19 protein-coding genes are annotated in these 18,583 nt (G+C 58.8%); all 19 read right to left on the reverse strand.

Annotation, left to right across the window (positions count from 1 at the left end; all coding sequences use genetic code 11):
• Window positions 1–90: 90 nt before the first annotated feature.
• The 19 genes from cdd to hemW all read right to left on the reverse strand — a co-directional run bounded on the left by cdd (window position 91) and on the right by hemW (window position 18,581).
• Complete coding sequence (cdd, locus tag GTO91_RS03600; RefSeq protein WP_161254927.1) at window positions 91–552, reverse strand: cytidine deaminase; 462 nt, start codon at window positions 550–552, stop codon at window positions 91–93.
• A gap of 80 nt (window positions 553–632) precedes the next feature.
• Window positions 633–1,046, reverse strand: a complete 414-nt coding sequence (locus tag GTO91_RS03605) for a diacylglycerol kinase (protein ID WP_161254930.1) — start codon at window positions 1,044–1,046, stop codon at window positions 633–635.
• Window positions 1,037–1,465 (reverse strand): rRNA maturation RNase YbeY, encoded by a 429-nt coding sequence (ybeY, locus tag GTO91_RS03610; RefSeq protein ID WP_407929515.1) that lies wholly within the window; start codon window positions 1,463–1,465, stop codon window positions 1,037–1,039. The genes GTO91_RS03605 and ybeY overlap by 10 nt, the downstream gene beginning before the upstream one ends.
• A 49-nt stretch (window positions 1,466–1,514) precedes the next feature.
• Window positions 1,515–3,770: an HD family phosphohydrolase gene (locus GTO91_RS03615; protein WP_161254936.1), complete on the reverse strand. Its 2,256-nt coding sequence runs from the start codon at window positions 3,768–3,770 to the stop codon at window positions 1,515–1,517.
• 11 nt (window positions 3,771–3,781) lie between these two features.
• A complete protein-coding gene (locus tag GTO91_RS03620) occupies window positions 3,782–4,765 on the reverse strand; it encodes a PhoH family protein (protein WP_161255109.1) in 984 nt (327 codons plus the stop codon).
• A 33-nt stretch (window positions 4,766–4,798) separates the two neighbouring features.
• Entirely contained in the window at window positions 4,799–6,031 is a 1,233-nt protein-coding gene (gene yqfD / locus GTO91_RS03625) for a sporulation protein YqfD (RefSeq protein ID WP_161254938.1), read from the reverse strand.
• Window positions 6,032–6,047: 16 nt separating this feature from the next.
• On the reverse strand, window positions 6,048–6,332 hold the full coding sequence (gene yqfC / locus GTO91_RS03630; protein WP_161254942.1) for a sporulation protein YqfC: 285 nt from the start codon (window positions 6,330–6,332) through the stop codon (window positions 6,048–6,050).
• A 188-nt stretch (window positions 6,333–6,520) separates the two neighbouring features.
• A complete protein-coding gene (locus GTO91_RS03635; RefSeq protein ID WP_161254946.1) occupies window positions 6,521–6,970 on the reverse strand; it encodes a GatB/YqeY domain-containing protein in 450 nt (149 codons plus the stop codon).
• Between the two features lie 14 nt (window positions 6,971–6,984).
• Entirely contained in the window at window positions 6,985–7,161 is a 177-nt protein-coding gene (rpsU, locus tag GTO91_RS03640; protein WP_161254949.1) for a 30S ribosomal protein S21, read from the reverse strand.
• A 147-nt stretch (window positions 7,162–7,308) separates the two neighbouring features.
• The gene (locus GTO91_RS03645) at window positions 7,309–7,653 is read right to left on the reverse strand and encodes a histidine triad nucleotide-binding protein (RefSeq protein ID WP_207708965.1); all 345 of its coding nucleotides are present in this window, start codon (window positions 7,651–7,653) and stop codon (window positions 7,309–7,311) included.
• Between the two features lie 32 nt (window positions 7,654–7,685).
• A complete protein-coding gene (gene mtaB / locus GTO91_RS03650) occupies window positions 7,686–9,026 on the reverse strand; it encodes a tRNA (N(6)-L-threonylcarbamoyladenosine(37)-C(2))-methylthiotransferase MtaB (protein WP_161254955.1) in 1,341 nt (446 codons plus the stop codon).
• Window positions 9,023–9,787: a 16S rRNA (uracil(1498)-N(3))-methyltransferase gene (locus GTO91_RS03655; protein WP_161254958.1), complete on the reverse strand. Its 765-nt coding sequence runs from the start codon at window positions 9,785–9,787 to the stop codon at window positions 9,023–9,025. The genes mtaB and GTO91_RS03655 overlap by 4 nt, the downstream gene beginning before the upstream one ends.
• Before the next feature lie 15 nt (window positions 9,788–9,802).
• Window positions 9,803–10,753 carry a 50S ribosomal protein L11 methyltransferase gene (prmA, locus tag GTO91_RS03660; protein WP_161254962.1) on the reverse strand — a complete coding sequence of 317 codons (951 nt, stop codon included), beginning with the start codon at window positions 10,751–10,753 and terminating at the stop codon, window positions 9,803–9,805.
• A gap of 36 nt (window positions 10,754–10,789) precedes the next feature.
• Window positions 10,790–11,914, reverse strand: coding sequence for a molecular chaperone DnaJ (gene dnaJ, locus GTO91_RS03665; protein ID WP_161254964.1), 1,125 nt, complete (start codon window positions 11,912–11,914; stop codon window positions 10,790–10,792).
• 61 nt (window positions 11,915–11,975) lie between these two features.
• Entirely contained in the window at window positions 11,976–13,835 is a 1,860-nt protein-coding gene (gene dnaK / locus GTO91_RS03670; protein WP_161254967.1) for a molecular chaperone DnaK, read from the reverse strand.
• Window positions 13,836–13,893: 58 nt separating this feature from the next.
• The gene (gene grpE, locus GTO91_RS03675) at window positions 13,894–14,571 is read right to left on the reverse strand and encodes a nucleotide exchange factor GrpE (RefSeq protein WP_161254970.1); all 678 of its coding nucleotides are present in this window, start codon (window positions 14,569–14,571) and stop codon (window positions 13,894–13,896) included.
• The gene (locus GTO91_RS03680) at window positions 14,568–16,139 is read right to left on the reverse strand and encodes a TCP-1/cpn60 chaperonin family protein (protein ID WP_161254972.1); all 1,572 of its coding nucleotides are present in this window, start codon (window positions 16,137–16,139) and stop codon (window positions 14,568–14,570) included. The genes grpE and GTO91_RS03680 overlap by 4 nt, the downstream gene beginning before the upstream one ends.
• 82 nt (window positions 16,140–16,221) lie before the next feature.
• Entirely contained in the window at window positions 16,222–17,256 is a 1,035-nt protein-coding gene (gene hrcA, locus GTO91_RS03685; RefSeq protein WP_235918981.1) for a heat-inducible transcriptional repressor HrcA, read from the reverse strand.
• A gap of 110 nt (window positions 17,257–17,366) precedes the next feature.
• A complete protein-coding gene (gene hemW, locus GTO91_RS03690) occupies window positions 17,367–18,581 on the reverse strand; it encodes a radical SAM family heme chaperone HemW (protein WP_161254975.1) in 1,215 nt (404 codons plus the stop codon).
• Window positions 18,582–18,583 lie beyond the last annotated feature (2 nt).

Raw genomic sequence — 18,583 nt, forward strand, 5'->3', positions numbered from 1 at the left:
ACCTTAGCGACTGCCTTCTCCGGCTGGGGTGCCGCTTTATCCCGCTGGTACCGCCGGACAAACCGATATTTTTCCGCCAAAAAGGTCACCTCAGTCTTTCGATGATTCCGGTTGTGTCGGTTTGATGACTTCGGAAAGCCGGAAGATGCCTGGAAGCAAGTCACTTACCCTACTGACCTCCCGGCGTCCCTGGTCATCGACCATATAGACAGGCATTTGGGGAGCAAACTCGCCTAAGACCTGGCGGCAGGCGCCACAGGGCGTAACCGGCGACGGCGCGTCAGAGGTCAGGACAAGGGCATTGAATCGGTGACAGCCTTCCGATACGGCTTTGAATAGCGCTGTCCGTTCGGCGCAGTTGGTCAAGCCATAGGCGCTGTTTTCGATGTTGCAGCCACTGTAGATGGCCCCGTCTTCCCCCAGCAGCGCCGCGCCGACGCGAAAGCGCGAATAGGGCGCATAGGCGCGCTCGCGGGCTTGACGGGCCGCTTTGATCAAATTGTTCAGCGTTGCATCCGATAGAACCGGATTTTGATCGGTCGTTGATACCATGGCGTCCTCCCTTCGTTCCTGTCAGGTCATTCATAGGATTTCCGCTCAGAGAGATTTTGGCGCAGCGCACAGGCAGCGTGTTACACCAATGATAGACAGTGCGCGTCCGGCAACGCGGCGGTGAAAGCGGACCGGAGAAGGCCGGCGAGGCGTGGACCGAAGATGATGATGCCGGCGATCAGCGCGTGCAGCGCCAGCAGGAGAACGGCACCGGCGGCGGCGTCCTTGGCGGCGCCGGACAGGGGGTGTCGTTCTGGGCCGATGCGATCGATTGCCGCTTCAATGGCGGAATTGAAGGATTCGCCGGCCAGGACCAGAAAAACAGCGGTGACCACCCAGGCCAGTTCCCATCCGCCCAGTCGAAACCAGGCGGCCATGGCCAGAGCGGTCACAGCGGCGATAAGATGGATCCGCATGTTCTGTTGCGTCTTGATCACCCAGATGATGCCGCGCCAGGCGTAGCAGAAAGAACGGAGGAGTTTTCTCAGGTCCATTCCCGCTGCAATCCCTGGCTTTTCAGGATCTTTTCCTCCTGAGCCCGCATGCGGCTGGTCTGCTCCTCGTCACAGTGGTCATAGCCTAAGAGATGCAGCATGCCATGGACAAAGAGGAACCCCATTTCCCGTTCGAGGGAATGTCCATACTCCTGGGCCTGTCTCTCCGCTGTCTCGACAGAGATGATGATGTCACCCAGCACCTTGCCGGCTGTGGGATCGTCAAAGTCAAAGTCCGCCTCGTCGTCACCCTCCTCCTCCATGGCGAAGGAAAGCACGTCTGTCGGCTGATCGATGTTCCGATACTCGGCGTTCAAACGGCGGATTTTTTCATCGTTCGTCAGGACCAGGCTGATCTCCGTTTCCTCCAGCGGATGACCAACCTCTTCCAGACAAGCTAGGGCCAACTGCTCCAGCATCAGTTGCCACGACTCTTCCACTTCCGGCGCCTGGGTTACGCCTTCCCGTTCATCCACTATATACAGTTCCACTGCGCTTCCTCCCGTCTAGTTCTTTGGAGACACCCTCCGGATACTCAATCCGCGTATGGTAGATCCCGTTGAAGACGCGGCAGAAGGCCTGGGCGATGCGATCAAGGTCCTTAAAGGTGAGATCGCATTCCTCCAACTGCCCATCGTTCAGCTTCTCCCTGATCAGTTTGCGCACCAGCCCCTCGATCTTGCCCGATGTGGGTTGGGGCAGCGAACGGACGGCCGCTTCCACCGTGTCGGCCAGCATGACCAAGGCAGCTTCCTTGCTCTGGGGCTTCGGCCCATCGTAACGGAAATCACCTTCCTGCACCGATTCGGTGCGGTCCGCCTCCCGCGCGCGGTGATAAAAGTAAGAAACGAGGGTGTTCCCATGGTGCTGTTCCACCAGATCGATCACCTGAGACGGCAAGCCCGCCTCACGGCACAGTTCAGCGCCGTCTTTGACATGGGAGGTGATGATCAGGGTGCTCAAAGAAGGGGCGATCTTATCATGGGGATTTTGCCCCTGTGCCTGGTTTTCGATGAAAAATGCCGGTCGGCGGATTTTCCCCACATCGTGGTAATAGGCGCCCAGACGGACCAGCAGGGCGTCGGCGCCGATCATCTCAGCGGCTGCTTCGCCCAAGTTGCCCACAAGCAGACTGTGGTGGTAGGTGCCCGGCGCCTCCATGAGCAACCGCCGCAGCAGGGGGTGGTTCGGGTTGGCCAGTTCGAGCAGTTTGACCGAAGTGGTGAGCTTAAAAGCAGACTCCAGGTAAGGCAGTGAACCGATCATGAACACCGATGACAGGATCCCGTTAACAAGGGCCACGGGCAACCCATAGGTGGCGATGACGGGGATCTTGACACCTGTGGCCAAACCGAGGGCAAAGACAGTGAGCGCATTGGCCACAGCCATCGTCAGACCGGCCCTGGCAAAGTCCATCCGCTGACTGAAGCGGGAAACACTGTAGACGCCGACAAGGGATCCGATCCAGGCCACGATGGCATGGGGGATCGAGCCGTCGGCGATGACGCCGATAAAGATGCTGAGCACAAAGGACATGAAGATGGCCACGCGAGTGTCTAGCAAGATGGCGATCAGCATGGGGCCTGTCGCCGCCGGGATCATGTAAAGCAGTTGGTTGTAGATCTCCCTCTGTTCGTGGAGGTTGATGGAAGCGATGCTCCGCGCCGTCAGCAATGATAACATGGACATCAGTGCCAGCAGCAGAAGCATGCGTTCATCCAGGTAGAGATCGCGCCGGTAGGTGCGCAGGTACCAGAGCACGATCATCATGTTCAGGAGGACCATCAGCGCCGTTCCAGCCGGCTTCAGCCATGCGGATCCTGTCCGCAACAACTCCAACTGGGACAAGAGTTGGATCTGTTCATCCGTCACGATATCGCCGGCGCGCACGATCACGTCATCCTTGCGGACAAGGAAGGTGATCGGGGCGACGCTCTGGCGCACCTCGTTGCGCAACCGCTTGGTGGCGTCCACATCGAGGGTCGAGTTGGGCCGCAAAAAAAGCGGGATCAGGTTGCGCAGGATTTCCTTCGATTCCTGTGTGAGGACCGACCCGTCGATCCGTTCAAGGACGATGGCCCGCGCCTCCTGCAAGCTGTAGGGCAGCACCCTGCCGGCAGTCCGCGTGAGCGGCATCCCTTCCGGCATCTCATCGAGGGTATCGGTCAAGCCGGGCATGCCAGACAGATCGGCAATTTGGTTCTGCGTCTCTGTCTGAATGAAAGCGAGCGATTCCGGCCGCATGGAAACGAGTTTGCGCAACAGGTTGTCCGGAATCGGGACATTCATCTGCACTTTTAACTGATCCCACCGGCGTTGTTCCGCCGGGGCGCCAGAAGACGCCTGTTCGGATGGGCTGGCCGGTTCGCCACCCGTCCGCTGGTAGTCGGCGACGGCTTTAAACAACTGGTCGATATCCCGCTGGCTTCGTCCGGCCACGTTGGGATCATGGGTGTAGACGGGGGGTGTGGCGTTCAACTTCTGTTCGCGAGCTAGCCGTGTCCGTTCCTCGTCAACGATCTCCTTCGTAATCGGTGATTTGATGTCTTTCTGGCTTTTCTGCCCCACTTCCAACGTCTCAAGAGAAGACAGGTGGGGCAACGCCAGGATCACCGTATAGATCAGAAAAAAAGTGAAGCCGAATACGACTCGGCGTGTTGTCCGATATTGCCAAACCTTACGCAGCGCCAACGTCAACAGGGCCGTCATTTGGCTGTAGGCCACCCGATTTCACCTCATTTATTTCCCTGTCCCAAGCGGCCTTCATAGTCTTCATAGGCGCGAATGATCCGGCCGACGAGCGGGTTGCGCACCACATCTTCCGTGGTGAAGAAATGAAAAGCGAGTCCTTCGATACCCTGCAGAATCTTCTGCACAGTCACAAGCCCCGAGTTCGCACCCCGGGGCAAATCCACCTGTGTGATGTCGCCGGTTACAAGGGCCTTTGATCCGAAACCGATACGTGTCAAAAACATCTTCATCTGTTCCGGTGTCGTGTTTTGGGCCTCGTCAAGGATAATGAAGGAATCGTCAAGGGTGCGTCCACGCATGTAAGCCAGCGGCGCAATCTCGATGATTCCCCGCTCCATGTATTTTTGGGTCGGTTCTGCGCCCATGGTGTCAAAAAGTCCGTCATACAATGGGCGAAGGTAGGGATCCACCTTCTCCTGCAGGTCTCCCGGAAGAAAGCCAAGCTTTTCCCCCGCCTCGACAGCCGGGCGGGTCAAGATGATCCGGTTCACTTCCTTGTTCTTCAGCGCCTGAACGGCCATGACGACGGCCAAGTAGGTCTTGCCGGTTCCTGCTGGTCCGATGCCGAAGATGATCTGGTTTTGGCGGATGAGTTGCAGGTATTTCCGTTGCCCCAAGGTTTTCGCCTTGATCTGCTTTCCCCGCGGCGTCGTCATGACCACATCGCCAAGCGCCTCGGCGATCAGCGGTTGATGGCCTTCATTGACCAGCCGGAAGGCATACTCAATCTCGCCCTGTCCCACTTCCCGTCCGGACCGGACCAAGGCGATCGCTTGTTCGATCAGCCGGGTCGATGCCTCGACGGCAGACCGGTTGCCTGTGACAATGATCTCGGCGCCGCGAGCCACAATTTTAGCTCCGCACAGGCGCTCGATCAACCGCAGATTCTCATCACGCTGGCCGAAAAGCTCGACCGCTTCCCAGTTGTCTTTTAGATGGATTCTTTGCTCTTGGCCGGATGACGACAGGTTCGTCCAACCTCCTGTGACGCCTCGCGCCTGTTATGTGCCCGTTTCGATCGGCTGGGGATGGGCAATGTCTTCCAGCGTTTCCACCGATACCTTCACCTTGACCATTCCCGGGGGCGCCGGTTGGGGGAGGACCATCTCCCTCAGCACCCGGGCGCCCGGCGGCAACAGACCGCTGACGGCCTGCCTGGCTTTTTCCTGCGCCGCTGTCATCGCTTCCTGAGCGGTGCGTTCATGCCGGAAGGCCCGCAATTCATGATACTCTGTTTTTATTATTTCGACGGGTAAGCCTAGATTCCTCCATAATGAAGGAGTTCTCATGGAAACCTCTTCAACGCCGGCAGGATAAGGGCTGCTACGCGGACCTTTTATGATGATTTCCTGATTTCCCCATTTTATGCGCCATTGTTCACTCACAGCCCCTGTCGGAACCGTCCCTTCCAGCACAACAGGTTCTTCGATCCATTGATCGTAGGACACCTTTGCCCAGGCTTCCCCTCGGGCTTGCACCTTGTCTAGCAGTTTAGGAGGTTCCGGCTTCTCTTCTGCCTGTGATCGAATTGCTGGCTTATGCTGGAAGATGAGCCCCGAGATCAACACCTGATCCTTGGCGACGCGCTCACCCTCAGCGACTTTTCCCTCCCCCACAAGCACCATCAGGCGCTGGATGACGCCGCCCTTCGTTGCGACGATATTGCAAGGTCCGTCTACAGCCGGTTTTTTCGGCAACACCTTTTCCTGTACTTCTATGACGACACGGGTTCCTTTCGCCTTGATGCCCACCCATTCCAGCCCGGGAACGGCGCCCATGATCGTTTGTTCCGCCTCCCGCACATCGATCAGGGGTCGCCAGCGTCCCACACGGATCCCCTTCTCGGCAGCTGCCTGCAAAAGCTGCTGCTTGTCCACCCGGTCGTTGCCGTTGACTTCCACATCCCAGACAAAAGTGGACATAATCAAAATCGTCAACACGAAGGAAATGACGCCGATGACGAGAGATCGCTGCCGTTTCAACGATGACGCGTAAAAAGGCAAGCCGTAGCGCGACTCAATGCGCATGCGGCTGCCTGACTTGCGGGCCACATGACGGAGGGATCGGAAGCCATCCATCCGCACCTTCGCCGACATGCGGCCTGACGGTTCCCGCCGCAGGTCGTACAAGGGGATACCTCGGCTTGCCGCCATGTTAATGAACTTTTCCAATTGCGATCCTTCTATTCTGATACCCAAAAAGCCGATCCAAAAGGACCACCAACGGCGCAGCATGGTCTTCCCCCCCGGATCATTTTGAATAGTTCAGTTGACGAATGCGTCCCTCCACAACCAGTTCCTCGGGAAGGATCGTTCGAAGCACCAGTTGTTCCCCGATAATCTCTAGTTGACCTCCGGTGATGCCGATGCGGATGCGTTCGTCGGCATACTCGACAATGCCCCGGTGGTTTTCCAGCACCAGTTGCACATTCCCGATCATGGTGATCTTCGGGTAATCCAAGAGCACATCTTTCGGCATTTCCAGGAATCCGGCCAATGCCTTCTGCAGTCGCTGCTTGCCCCGTTCCCAGGCCATGCTCCGCACTCCTTTCCATCCTTGTCCATACCTATGCCGAAAGGATCAAGAACATGACCTGGCGGTTCAAAGGAGAGAGGAACAAGCTTACATCCAATGTCGCTTGGGGTACGCGCGCAAAAAAAGAACCCCTGCGGTTAGTACCCGCAAGGGTTCTTGATCCGTTTCCGGGGTTGTACAATCAGGGGTTAGCCAAGGAACTCCTTGACGACCTGGTTGACCAGTTTACCGTCGGCGCGACCTTTGACCTTCGGCATCAGAATTCCCATGACCTTGCCCATGTCTTTAGGGCTCTGAGCGCCTGTCGCCGTCACAGCCTCCCGCACCAGCGCGCGGACCTCTTCTTCGGAAAGTTGTTGGGGAAGATACGCGGTCAGAAGCGCGATTTCTTCTTTCAGCGCTTCCACGGCATCGGAGCGGCCCGCTTTTTCATACTCGGCGATGGAATCGCGGCGCTGTTTCACTTCCCGGGCAAGCACATCGATAGTCTCTTCTTCCGTGAGATCGCGCCGTTTATCGATTTCCACTTTCTGAATGGCGGACCGAGCCATGCGAATGACAGAGAGGCGGAACTTGCCGGCCTCTTTGTCCTTCATCGCCTGCTTCATGTCCTCCATCAAACGTTCCTTCAGCGACATAACGTCACCATTCCTCAGGTGGACTTCCGTTTCCGGGCTGCCTCTGATTTTTTCTTCCGTTTCACACTGGGTTTAAGATAGTGTTCACGCTTGCGGCATTCCGATAAAACGCCCGCTTTCTGGCAGGAGCGCTTAAAACGCCGCAGGGCGCTATCTAAAGTCTCATTTTTACCAACTCGTACTTCGCTCATTCCGCTTCCCTCCCCCCGCTGGTATCTATGATGCCGGGTCCAGGCTGTGCTTGGTGCGGCGAACGGTTGTGTGTAACAAACAAGATACACACAGTCTACATTATACTTCCAGGGAGTGAAAGCGTCAACAGGAGATTCGTTGCCGTTTTATCCCGGAGGCCAAGCCAAAGGCCTTCCGGCCAGGAGATGGACGTGGATGTGAAAGACGGTCTGACCGGCGTCAGCGCCGGTGTTGATGACAAGCCGGAAATTATCCCTCTCAATGCCGATTTTCTCTGCGATCCTAGGGGCTGCCAGGAGGAGTTGACCCAAGAGCGCCTGGTGTTCGGGGGTGGCCTCTGCCACAGAAGCGATGTGTTCCCGGGGGATGATCAGGATATGGGTCGGGGCCACCGGGTTGATGTCACGGAAGGCGACGACCTGCTCATCTTCGTAGACAATTTGGGCCGGGATTTCCCGCCGGATGATCCTGCAAAAGATACATTCGCTCAACAGATTCACCCCCTTTGCCGGGTTTCGCTCCATCAAGCCGGCTCGATAGGAAGCCCATCGAGGGCGCCGTCAGGCCGGATGTGGAGCAAGCGAACGCGAACCAGGTCCTCCCGTTCGATCACCGGCGCCATCTCCCCTGGCGAACTTTCAACTGGCTTTGTGAAAAAGACCTTCAGATAGTTGTTCGTATGTCCAGTCCAAGCGCCGTCGACCTTTTCCTCCGCCAGCACCTCCCGGATTTGGCCGACAAAGCCCCTGGCGTAATCATCGGCCAGTTCGCGGGCCAGTTTGCCGAGACGCTGCGCCCGCTCCTGTTTAACAGCCGAAGGGATCTGATCGGGGAAGGTCGCCGCCGGCGTTCCGCGACGCGGTGAATAGGGAAAGACATGGAGCCCGGCAAGTCCGGCGGCGCGGCAGATTTCCTCCGACAACCGGTAATCGGCTTCTCGTTCACCGGGAAAACCGACGATGACATCGCTGGTGATCGCCACGCCAGGGATCATTTGTTGGATCTTTCGTGTCACATCGAGAAAATCCTGCCGCCGGTAACGCCGTCCCATCCGTTCTAACACCGCATCCGATCCTGACTGCAGAGGGATGTGGAAGTGGGGACAGACACGGGGATGGACGATGGCCTCGAGCAGCTCCGGCGTAAACTCCTGGGGTTCCACAGAACCGACACGGATGCGCCGCAGGCCGGGGATGCGGCAGAGTTCTATAATCAGCTTCGCCAGGTCTGCGTCGAAATCACTCCCGTAGGCGCCCAGATGGATCCCGGAAAGGACGATCTCCTTGAACCCCTCGTCGGCGAGGCGCCCCGCCTCCTCCACGACACTCTCGATCCTGCGACTGCGCACGGGACCGCGTGCATAAGGGATGATGCAGTATGTGCAGTAGAGGTCGCAGCCGTCCTGGATCTTCATCGTCGCCCGGGCCCGTGAGCGTTCTGCTGCAGCGGGAAGTTCCTCAAAGCGCTCGATCCGGCCTGAGTCATAAACGGTGTTCACCGTCTCCCCGCTCCGCCGGTGCTCCTCCACCAAATCAACGATGGCGCTGCGCCGGTCGGTGCCAACGACGATATCGACACCCTCGATGGCCTGAACCTCGTCAGCGGCTGTCTGGGCGTAGCAACCGGTCACGACGACGACGGCGTCAGGGTTCAGCCGGTTCGCCCTGCGGATGGCCTGGCGGGATTTGCGATCACTCAGGTGGGTGACGGTGCAGGTGTTGACCACATAGACATCAGCCGGTGCGTCGAAAGGCACGATGGCGTAGCCGCGGGCTTTAAACATGCCGGCGATGGCGTCTGTCTCGCCCTGGTTGACCTTGCAGCCAAGGGTGTGAAATGCGGCAGTGGGTTCTCCGGGATTCATCCCCAATCCCCCAGTTCGTACATGATGGCGGCCAGGGCGGCGATGCCGGCCGTCTCGGTCCGTAAAATCCGGGGACCGAGGCCGACGGTCTGAGCGCCTCGATCTCGCGCGAGAGCCGCCTCTGCCGCCGTTAATCCTCCCTCAGGGCCAATGGCTAGGCCGATGACCTGAGAGGGGCTACCGTGAAGGAGCCCATCCTCTCGCAGGACAGAGAGCACCTGCTTCAGCCCCATTCCCCGCTCTTCCTCCCAGGGGATCAAGAGGGGCGTCGTCATATCCCATCCGGTGATGACCTCTGACCAGGCTACCGGGAGCTGCACCTCAGGAATGACCGTGCGCTGGCACTGTTTTGCCGCTTCACGGGCGATCTTCTGCCAGCGGTCGCGCCGTTCCTTCGCTTTCGCGGCGTCGAGACGCACGACAGACCGTTCGGTCAGAACGGGAAGGATTTTTTCCACACCAAGTTCGGTAGCCTTTTGGATCACCAGATCCATCTTTTCTCCCTTGGCGACACCCTGGAGCAACCAGAGGCGGATCGGCGCCTCCCGAGAAGCGCCGGTTGGGCGCAGGCTTTCGAGACAAACCTTATCGCCGGTGATCTCGGCGACGACGGCTTCATACTCATTCCCCTGCCCGTCAAAGGCAAGTACAGTATCGCCGGCGCGCAGGCGCAGCACCTTGGAGAGATGCTGACTCTCCTCTCGATCGAGGTAGACGCGATCGCCGGTCAGATTCCTTGGTTCAAAGAGAAATCGATGCATCGGTCACGCCCCGGTTCAGCCTTCTGCTGATGCGCCGGCCCTGCGGGCGACGACGGCGGCCCATTCGCCGTGGCTGATCAATTCTTCAATGGTGAATCCCTTTTCCGTCATCGCCTCAACGACATCATCGAGACGGTTCTGGATGATCCCTGAAGCGATCATAATTCCCTCAGGGGTGAGCAAGGCTTCCGCCTGAGGGGCCAGGCGGATGATCACATCGGCGATGATGTTGGCCACCAAAATGTCAGCCTGTTCCTCCAACCCGGACAGCAGGTCATTGCGGCGGACTTCCACAACATCATCGACCTGGTTCAAGGTCACATTCTCCTGGGCCGTGGCGACGGCCACAGGGTCGTTGTCGACAGCCAGGACTTTTTTGGCGCCCAGTAATGCAGCGGCAATGGAGAGCACGCCAGAGCCAGTGCCCACATCGAGGACACGAGCCTCGGGGTGGACATAATCCTCCAGCGCTCGGATGCACATGACTGTCGTGGGATGGGTTCCGGTGCCAAAGGCCATCCCCGGATCGATGGAAATGACCAGGTCATCCTCTACAGCGACATATTCTTCCCAGGTCGGCCGGATGACCACACGACGGCCAACTTTTTCCGGTTTAAAAAAGGCTTTCCAGGCATGGGCCCAGTCGTCCTCATGGAGGTCCGTCATTGTCCAGGCATGGGCGGGCCATTCTTCGGAGCGTTCCCGGGCAGACAGTTCTTCCTGCAACGCCGCAAGTCGCTCTTCCAGGGCATCGTCGATGGCCAAGTACGTCTTCACCCGGATCATGCCTTCCGGCACATCGGGGATTTCCACGTCATGGTGGTCCCAAACATTGCTTTCGATGTAGCTGGCAATCAGTTGGGGATCCTCGATAACCATCCCCATAGCCCCGACTGTTTCAAAAATCTCGGCCATCGCGTCGGCATTTTCCTGCCGGGTGGTGATGGCGATCTCACGCCATTTCAACAGCGATACACCCTTCCCCGCCGGTTAAGCCGGTCCTCACATGAAGGCGTCTTTCATCTTCTCAAAGAAAGACTTCTCTTTCTCCGATTCGATGTTTTCCGCCTTCAGGGTGCGCCCGAACTCCCGCAGCAATTCCTTTTGTTTTTCACTCAACCGGGTTGGCACGGTGACCTTGACCTCGATCCGCTGATCGCCCCGTCCGGTGCCCCGGAGCCGTTTGATGCCCTTGCCGCGGATGCGGAAGACGGCGCCTGTCTGGGTTCCTTCCGGGATTTTCAGGGATACCTTGCCATCGAGGGTCGGCACCTCGATCTCGGCGCCCAGGGCCGCCTGGACGAAGTTGATGGGAACCTGGCAGATGACATCGTCGTTGTCGCGTTCAAAGAAGGAGTGGGACTGCACCTCGATAAAGACGTAGAGGTCGCCTGGCGGACCGCCCTTGTCGCCGGCTTCGCCTTCGCCAGAGACGCGGATCCGCGTCCCCGTATCGACACCGCCGGGCACCTTGACTTTGATGCGCTTCCGCTTGCGGACCTTCCCCTGACCGCCGCAGTGGAGGCAGGGTTTGCTGATGATCTTCCCGTCGCCGCCGCAGGTGGGACAGGTGCGAACCGTCTGCATGTTGCCGAGCATCGTCTTGGCGACGGTGGTCACCCGCCCAGAACCGTGGCAGGTGGAACAGGTCGTCGCCGAAGTGCCCGGCTCAGCGCCGCTGCCGCCGCAGACATCACAAGCTTCCAGACGCGGGATGTCGACTTCCTTCTCGACTCCAAAGGCGGCCTCTTCAAAGGTGATGGACAAGTTGAACCGCAGGTCGGCCCCCTTCTGGGGACCGCGCCGCTGGCCGCCGCCACCGAAGCCGCCGCCAAAAAACATGTCGAAGATGTCGCCGAAACCGCCCATATCCGGTCCGCCTTCGCCGAATCCGCCGAACCCGCCGGGACCGGCGTGGCCGAACTGGTCATAGCGGGCGCGCTTTTCCGGATCAGAGAGCACCTCATAGGCCTCATTGATCTCTTTGGTCTTTTCTTCAGCGAATGCTTTGTCGGGGTGGACATCGGGGTGGAATTCCTTGATCAACCGGCGGTAGGCCTTTTTGATCTCCGTCTCCCCGGCGTCCCGCCCAATGCCTAACACCTCATAGTAATCCCGTTTGCTCATCCTTGTCCCCTCCCCCCGGTAAAAGCATCGACAGGGGGGCTAAGCCCCCCGGTCGCCTGAATCAGGATTTTTTCTTATCGTCGTCGATGACAGTATAATCGGCGTCGACCACATTGTCATCTTTTTTCTCTTCTCCGCCAAAGCCGCCGGGGGCGCCTTCCGGTCCCGCGCCAGGCGCGCCGGCAGCGCCGGCTTGCTGGTAGAGCTTGGTGGACAGTTCATAGACGACGGTCGTCAGGGCTTCTGTTTTTTTCTTGATCTCTTCCAGGTCCGTGCCTTCGAGGGCTTTTTTCAGTTCTTCCTTGGCGGCCTCGATCTTCGCTTTATCGGCGGCCTCCACCTTATCGCCCAGGTCCTTCAGGGTCTTTTCCGCCTGGTAGGCCATGGAGTCGGCCTGGTTGCGGATCTCGACCTCTTCCTGGCGCTTGCGGTCTTCTTCGGCGTGCAGTTCTGCGTCTTTGACCATCTGGTCGATCTCTTCCTTGGAGAGACCCGTCGAAGCGGTGATGGTGATCTTCTGCTCGTTGCCGGTGGCCTTGTCTTTGGCGCCGACGTGGACGATGCCGTTGGCGTCGATGTCGAACTTGACCTCGATCTGAGGGATGCCGCGCGGCGCCGGGGCGATGCCGCTCAGGTGGAAGCGGCCCAGGGTCTTGTTCTGGGAGGCCAGCTTGCGCTCGCCCTGGAGGACGTGCACCTCAACAGAGGTCTGGTTGTCAGCGGCCGTGGTGAAGGTCTCGCTCTTGCTGGAGGGGATGGTCGTGTTGCGGGGGATGAGGACGGTGCAGATGCCGCCCAGGGTCTCGATGCCCAGGGAGAGGGGCGTCACGTCGGCCAGGACGATGCCCTTGACCTCGCCGCCGAGCACGCCGGCCTGGATGGCGGCGCCCATGGCGACGACCTCGTCAGGGTTGATGCCTTTGAAGGGCTCTTTGCCCAGGTATTTGCGGATGGCTTCCTGGACGGCGGGGATCCGGCTGGAGCCGCCGACAAGGATGACCTTGTCGATGTCTTTGGGATCCAACTTGGCGTCTTGCAAGGCTTGACGGGTGGGGCCCATGGTCATCTCCACCAGATCAGCCGTCAGCTCGTCAAACTTGGCCCGGGTCAGGGTCATGTCCAGGTGCTGGGGGCCGTCGGCGGTGGCGGTGATGAAGGGCAGGTTGATGTTCGTCGACATGACGCCAGACAGCTCGATCTTCGCTTTTTCAGCGGCTTCCTTGAGGCGCTGCATGGCCATCTTGTCGCCGCGCAGGTCGACGCCGCTCTCCTTCTTGAATTCGGCGACCATCCAGTTGATGACCTTTTCATCGAAGTCGTCGCCGCCGAGGCGGTTGTTGCCGGAGGTGGCTTTCACCTCGAAGAGGCCGTCGCCCAGTTCGAGGATGGACACGTCGAAGGTGCCGCCGCCCAGGTCGTAGACGAGGATGGTGTGGTCTTCACCCTTGTCGACGCCATAGGCAAGGGCGGCCGCTGTCGGTTCGTTGATGATGCGCATGACTTCCAGGCCGGCGACAGCGCCGGCGTCTTTGGTGGCTTGGCGCTGGGAATCGGTGAAATAGGCCGGGACGGTAATGACGGCCTGAGTGACCGTCTCACCCAGGTAGGCTTCAGCGTCAGCCTTCAGCTTCTGGAGGATCATCGCCGAGATCTCTTGGGGGGTGTAGTTTTTGTCATCGATTTTTACTTTATGATCAGTGCCCATGTGCCGTTTGATCGAGATAACCGTCCGGTCAGGGTTGGTGATGGCCTGCCGTTTGGCCACCTGGCCGACGAGGCGTTCCCCTGTTTTAGAAAAACCGACGACCGAGGGGGTGGTCCGGGCGCCTTCTTTGTTGGGGATGACGACCGATTCGCCGCCTTCCAGCACGGCGACACAGGAGTTGGTTGTGCCCAGGTCGATGCCGATGATTTTGCCCATGTGTGCAACCTCCTATTTACTTTGCCATTTCATCATTCTAGGGATGTGCTCTAAATAATCAACCGCCCTTGGCCACCTTGACCATGGCCGGCCGGATCACCTTCGACTTAAAGAGGTAGCCTTTTTGCATCTCTTCCATGACGATCCCGTCGGGATAGACCTCATCGGCTTCGCCGAACAGGACGGCCTCATGGGACTGCGGATCGAATTCCTTGCCGACAGCCTCAAGGGGTTGTAGACCTTCCTTGGTCAGGATATCGGAAAACTGTCGCTCGATCATGGCGACGCCGGAGAGCAAATTGTCGGCAGCGCCGGCCTTTGCCATCGCCCCCAGGGCGCGCTGAAAGTTGTCCAGGACAGGCAGGAGCTTCTTGACGAGCCCCTCATTGGCGTAAGTCCCCAGTTCCTCTTTTTCCTGACGCGTCCGACGGCGGAAATTGTCGAAGTCGGCCTGCAAGCGGAGATAGCGGTTTTCCCAGTCCTGCAGATCCTGCTTGGCTTTATCCAACTCTTCTTTGGTTTTCGCCACCTCGGAAAGGAATCGTCCCAACTCCTCCGCCGCATGGGCTGCCTGATCCTCATCGGTCAGGGTGGCGGTATCGCCTTCTCCGCCGGTCGACGGGTTTACCGTAACGGCCTCTTCATACATCGCAGCCTCACCGGTCATCCCGGCGGCTTCAGTTCCCGTCATTTCGCTAATTTCGCTCTTCTTGCTCTCTCTCTCTTCGATGGTCACCAGTCTCCCTCCCCGCGGTTGTTGCCTCCATCGGGACGTTCCTCCCGTTTTTTGATGATCGTGTCGATACGCAGGATGGCTTCGGCCACCTCGCCGGCCGCCTTCAAAGCATGCATCTTCACCTGCGCCGGATCGATAACCCCCATGGCCCACATATCGGCCAACTCGCCGTTGTCACAGTTGATCGAGAGTGTATCGCTGTTCTGCTCCATCTGGGCGGCGATCACATCGCCCAGTTTTTCGAGGGGGTTGAAGCCGGCGTTGGTGATGATCTGAGCGAAAGGCTTCTTCAAAGCGGCTACGACACAGTCGAGGCCATAGGCGGCCATGCCCCGCGTCTCCCGGCGCACTTCCTCCATCTGGCGGGCCACAGCCAGTTCGACAGCGCCACCGCCGGGGACGAGTCCACCCTTGATGGCTGCCTGGACGGCCGAGGCAGCGTCCCTAGCGATGCGCTCTCGCTCGCCGACAACCTCCTCGGTGGCGGCGCCGACGAGCACCGTAGCCACCGGTTTGCCGCTCCCTTGCAGGATGCAGATGTGCTCCAGTTTCTCATCGACAGTGATCGAGCCTGCCTTGCCCAAGTAACGCGTCAAGTCGGCAGGGTCGCGCTTCAGCCCCGTGCGCTTAATCGCCCGGGCGCCTGTATGTTCGGCTGCCTTTTTCAATTCCCGGCTGGCGACGCGCTGGATGACAAGCACACCGGCGTCGGTGAGGATCTCTTCAGCGATATCTTCCACGCCCCGATCGACGAGGACGGCTTTTACGCCGAGGGCGACGATTTTGCGGACGTTTTCTAAAAACTCCTGCTGCTTCTGGCGATACCAGTTGAAGCCGGCCTCGGTGCTGAGGGCCTCCTCTTCCAGTTCCTCCGGTTCGAGGGCATCGTCGATGACGAGGACGAGCGCGTCTTCCAGCTTTTTAGGCATGTCCTCATTCATGGGCGTCTTGTTGATGATCACGCCGGAGAGCACCTGGTTATCGGCGCCCTCACGGGCGCGAATCGTCTCGGAGAGCTTGAAGCCGGACTCGCGCAGTTTCTCTTCCCCGACGAGTCGGGCCGCTTCGATGACGAGCCCGGCGATGTCCTGGTGTTCCCGTCCGGCTACCAGGGCCACCTTCTCTAGCATGGGGTCCATTACCCCCTGGACGGGACGGGCATGGCGCTGGAACATCTCAACAGCGTTTTTGACGCCTGCCTTCAAACCCTCGATGACCCGGGAGACGGGAACGCCCTTGGTCACCTGGTTGACGCCTTCGCTGATCAGGCTGCCGGCGAGGACGGTCGCAGTTGTCGTCCCGTCGCCGATTTCAGACTGCTGGGCCTTGGCCATCTTGATCAGCATGCGCGCAGCTGGGTGGTTGACCTCCATCAATTGGAGGATCGTGACGCCGTCATTGGTGATGACCACATCGCCAAACTTGTCGACGAGCATCGTGTCGAGCCCCTTCGGACCGAGGGTGCCTTCGACGGCGCTGGCGATGGCGCGGATGGCGTTGGCGTTGGTCATCAATGCTGCTAATCGTTCATCCACTTCGGTGTTGTTGCTCACTTGCTTGACACTCAACGCTGATTCCTCCAAGTCTTCCGAAAAGGCAGGGAAATAGGGACTTTTTGCGGACAAAAAGCCCCTACCCTTTTAGATGCCTCTAGCGATTAAACATTTTTTTCAGGACCGCCGAAAGTTGTCCCGTCAACCCTTCCACGACGGCGACGGCTTTGGAATACTCCATCCGGGTCGGCCCGATCAGGCCGATGACGCCGAGGACTTCGCCGTCCAACTGGTAAGAGGCTGTCACCATGGAACAGTTGCGGACACCTTCGTGCCGGTTTTCCGTGCCGATCTTGATGTGGATACCTGGTTCAGGATGGTCATGCATCAGTTCGCGCACGGTATGGTGTTGTTCTAGTATGCCCAAAAGGTTCTGGAGTTTTTCCACATCTTTGAACTCAGGCTGTTTGAAGATGTTCATGGTGCCGGCCAGAAAAACCCGTTCGTCGCTGTCTCCATGCAATGCTTCATCGATGAGTTCCAACGAACGGGAGAGCACCTGCTTCTGTTTTTTCAATGCCTCGTTCAGTTCCATGCAGAGAGAGGCCCGGACCTGGGCCATCGTCAATCCTTGCAAGCGTTCATTGATCATCACCGACACCTTCTGCAGGTCTTCCGGCGTCATCGACTCCGGGATGTCGAGGAGCTTGTTCTCCATGACACCGGCCGAGGTGACGACAACCGCGACCGCCTTCGTCGGCATGACAGGAAAAAAGTGAATCTGCTGAAAGGTCGTCTTCCCTACCTGGGGACCCAGCACGACAGCGGTGTAGTTGGTCAACTTGGCCAGCAGGTTGGTCGTCTGCTGCATGATGCTGTTGACTTCCTGCAGACGCTCCGACATGGCGCGTTGAACCCTCCGGAGTTCCTCCGGGTTGAGGGTCTCCCGCTCCATCAGACAGTCGACAAAGTACCTGTACCCGTAGTCGGAAGGGATACGCCCGGAGGATGTGTAGGGTTGTTCGATCAAGCCCAGTTCCTCCAGGTCGGACATCTCGTTGCGGATGGTGGCGGGACTGACGCCGAGGTCATACTTGCGGGCAATGGTGCGGGAGCCGACAGGTTCCGCCGTGGATACGTAGTCTTGAATAATAGCCCAGAGAACCTTCTGCTTGCGATCATTCATTTGCATCCCGGAACACCTCCCGTTGTTAGCACTCGATGAAGACGAGTGCTAACCTCTACCGTAAAAAATACCACCGGAAAAATCGCTTGTCAATACTTGGGGAAGCCCGCCGCCCCTCAATCCAGGTAGCGGGCCATGATCTCATTGGCGATCAGATAGGCTCGCGACACAAGGGAGATATTTGTCCCATCATAGTGTATCCATCCCTGCCGCGAGAGCTCTGCTGACAGTCTATGCCATTTTTCCAACGTTGCGTCGCCAAGGCCGTACTCGCCGGCCACCAACGACAGATTGACACCAGCCGTTGTGCGCAGACCGAGGATGATCGCCTCCTGGGCGGCCACCTCCGGAGAAAGGCCTTCCTCCTCGACAGGCTGTATGTCTTCACCTTTTTCAAAAGATAGTACGAAGGCGCCGCTGTCGGCTGGCCAGGACCAGCGCCGCAAGCCTGCTGCTGAGACGGCGCCGCTGCCAAAACCGAGGTAGTCTCCCCGTCGCCAGTAGTTTTGGTTGTGGCGGCACTCCCTTCCGGGCAGAGCGAAGTTGGACAGTTCATACTGGAGAAAGCCGGCCGACTGCAAGGTTTGCTGGGCTGCCTCGTACATTTCCACCTCAAGATCTTCTACACAAGGTTCAGCCAGGCCGCGCATCATCCATTCCGCCAAAGGGGTTCCCTGTTCGGCTTTTAAGTTATAGAGAGAAAGGTGAGCAGGTGAAAAGTTCAAGGCCAGTTCGAGGGAAAGGCGCCAGTCATCGAGGCTCTGCCCAGGGATGCCGTAGATCAGGTCGATGCTGATGTTGTCGATACCGGCCTTGCGGGCTGCCGCGAAAGCCTCGGTCACATCGTGGAGACGCTGGCAACGCCCCAGAAAGGTCAGCAAGCGCGGTTGGAAGGCTTGCACCCCCAGGGAAAGGCGGTTGCAACCAGCCTCAGCCCAGACAGCCAGTTCGCGCTCATCGACGGTCCCGGGGTTGGCTTCGATGGTGATTTCCATCGGAACGCCGGATCGTTCCCATCCATAACAGCGCCGCAGGGTGTCCAGGATCCGCGCTCCGGCGGCAGCCGGGAGCAGCGTGGGCGTTCCGCCGCCAAAAAAAACCGTCGCCGGCCCGGAGGGAAGGCGGCGCCGCCATTGGTCCGCCTCCCTTTCCATCTGGCCGATGACGGCGTTTGCATAGGCCATCCGGAATTCGCTGTCGGCCGGATGGGAATAGAAGTCACAGTAGGCGCATTTGCTGCGGCAGAAAGGGACGTGGACATAGACGCCCCAATCCGCTTTTAACCTTGGCGCTGCAGAGGGTTCCTGGCGCCATTCTCGAATGTTCATCATTC

The sequence above is a fragment of the Heliomicrobium undosum genome (genome assembly GCF_009877425.1).
GTDB classification, from domain to species: Bacteria; Bacillota; Desulfitobacteriia; order Heliobacteriales; family Heliobacteriaceae; genus Heliomicrobium; species Heliomicrobium undosum.

Bases quoted from the DNA above. Each gene is read 5' to 3' on its own strand.
- GTO91_RS03655 (WP_161254958.1), bottom strand. From the start codon at position 9,787: ATGCATCGATTTCTCTTTGAACCAAGGAATCTGACCGGCGATCGCGTC.
- dnaJ (WP_161254964.1), bottom strand. From the start codon at position 11,914: ATGAGCAAACGGGATTACTATGAGGTGTTAGGCATTGGGCGGGACGCC.
- GTO91_RS03605 (WP_161254930.1), bottom strand. From the start codon at position 1,046: ATGGACCTGAGAAAACTCCTCCGTTCTTTCTGCTACGCCTGGCGCGGC.
- hrcA (WP_235918981.1), bottom strand. From the start codon at position 17,256: ATGCAAATGAATGATCGCAAGCAGAAGGTTCTCTGGGCTATTATTCAA.
- mtaB (WP_161254955.1), bottom strand. From the start codon at position 9,026: ATGAATCCCGGAGAACCCACTGCCGCATTTCACACCCTTGGCTGCAAG.
- dnaK (WP_161254967.1), bottom strand. From the start codon at position 13,835: ATGGGCAAAATCATCGGCATCGACCTGGGCACAACCAACTCCTGTGTC.
- ybeY (WP_407929515.1), bottom strand. From the start codon at position 1,465: ATGCTGGAGCAGTTGGCCCTAGCTTGTCTGGAAGAGGTTGGTCATCCG.
- yqfD (WP_161254938.1), bottom strand. From the start codon at position 6,031: ATGCTGCGCCGTTGGTGGTCCTTTTGGATCGGCTTTTTGGGTATCAGA.
- cdd (WP_161254927.1), bottom strand. From the start codon at position 552: ATGGTATCAACGACCGATCAAAATCCGGTTCTATCGGATGCAACGCTG.
- hemW (WP_161254975.1), bottom strand. From the start codon at position 18,581: ATGATGAACATTCGAGAATGGCGCCAGGAACCCTCTGCAGCGCCAAGG.
- yqfC (WP_161254942.1), bottom strand. From the start codon at position 6,332: ATGGCCTGGGAACGGGGCAAGCAGCGACTGCAGAAGGCATTGGCCGGA.
- rpsU (WP_161254949.1), bottom strand. From the start codon at position 7,161: ATGAGCGAAGTACGAGTTGGTAAAAATGAGACTTTAGATAGCGCCCTG.
- GTO91_RS03635 (WP_161254946.1), bottom strand. From the start codon at position 6,970: ATGTCGCTGAAGGAACGTTTGATGGAGGACATGAAGCAGGCGATGAAG.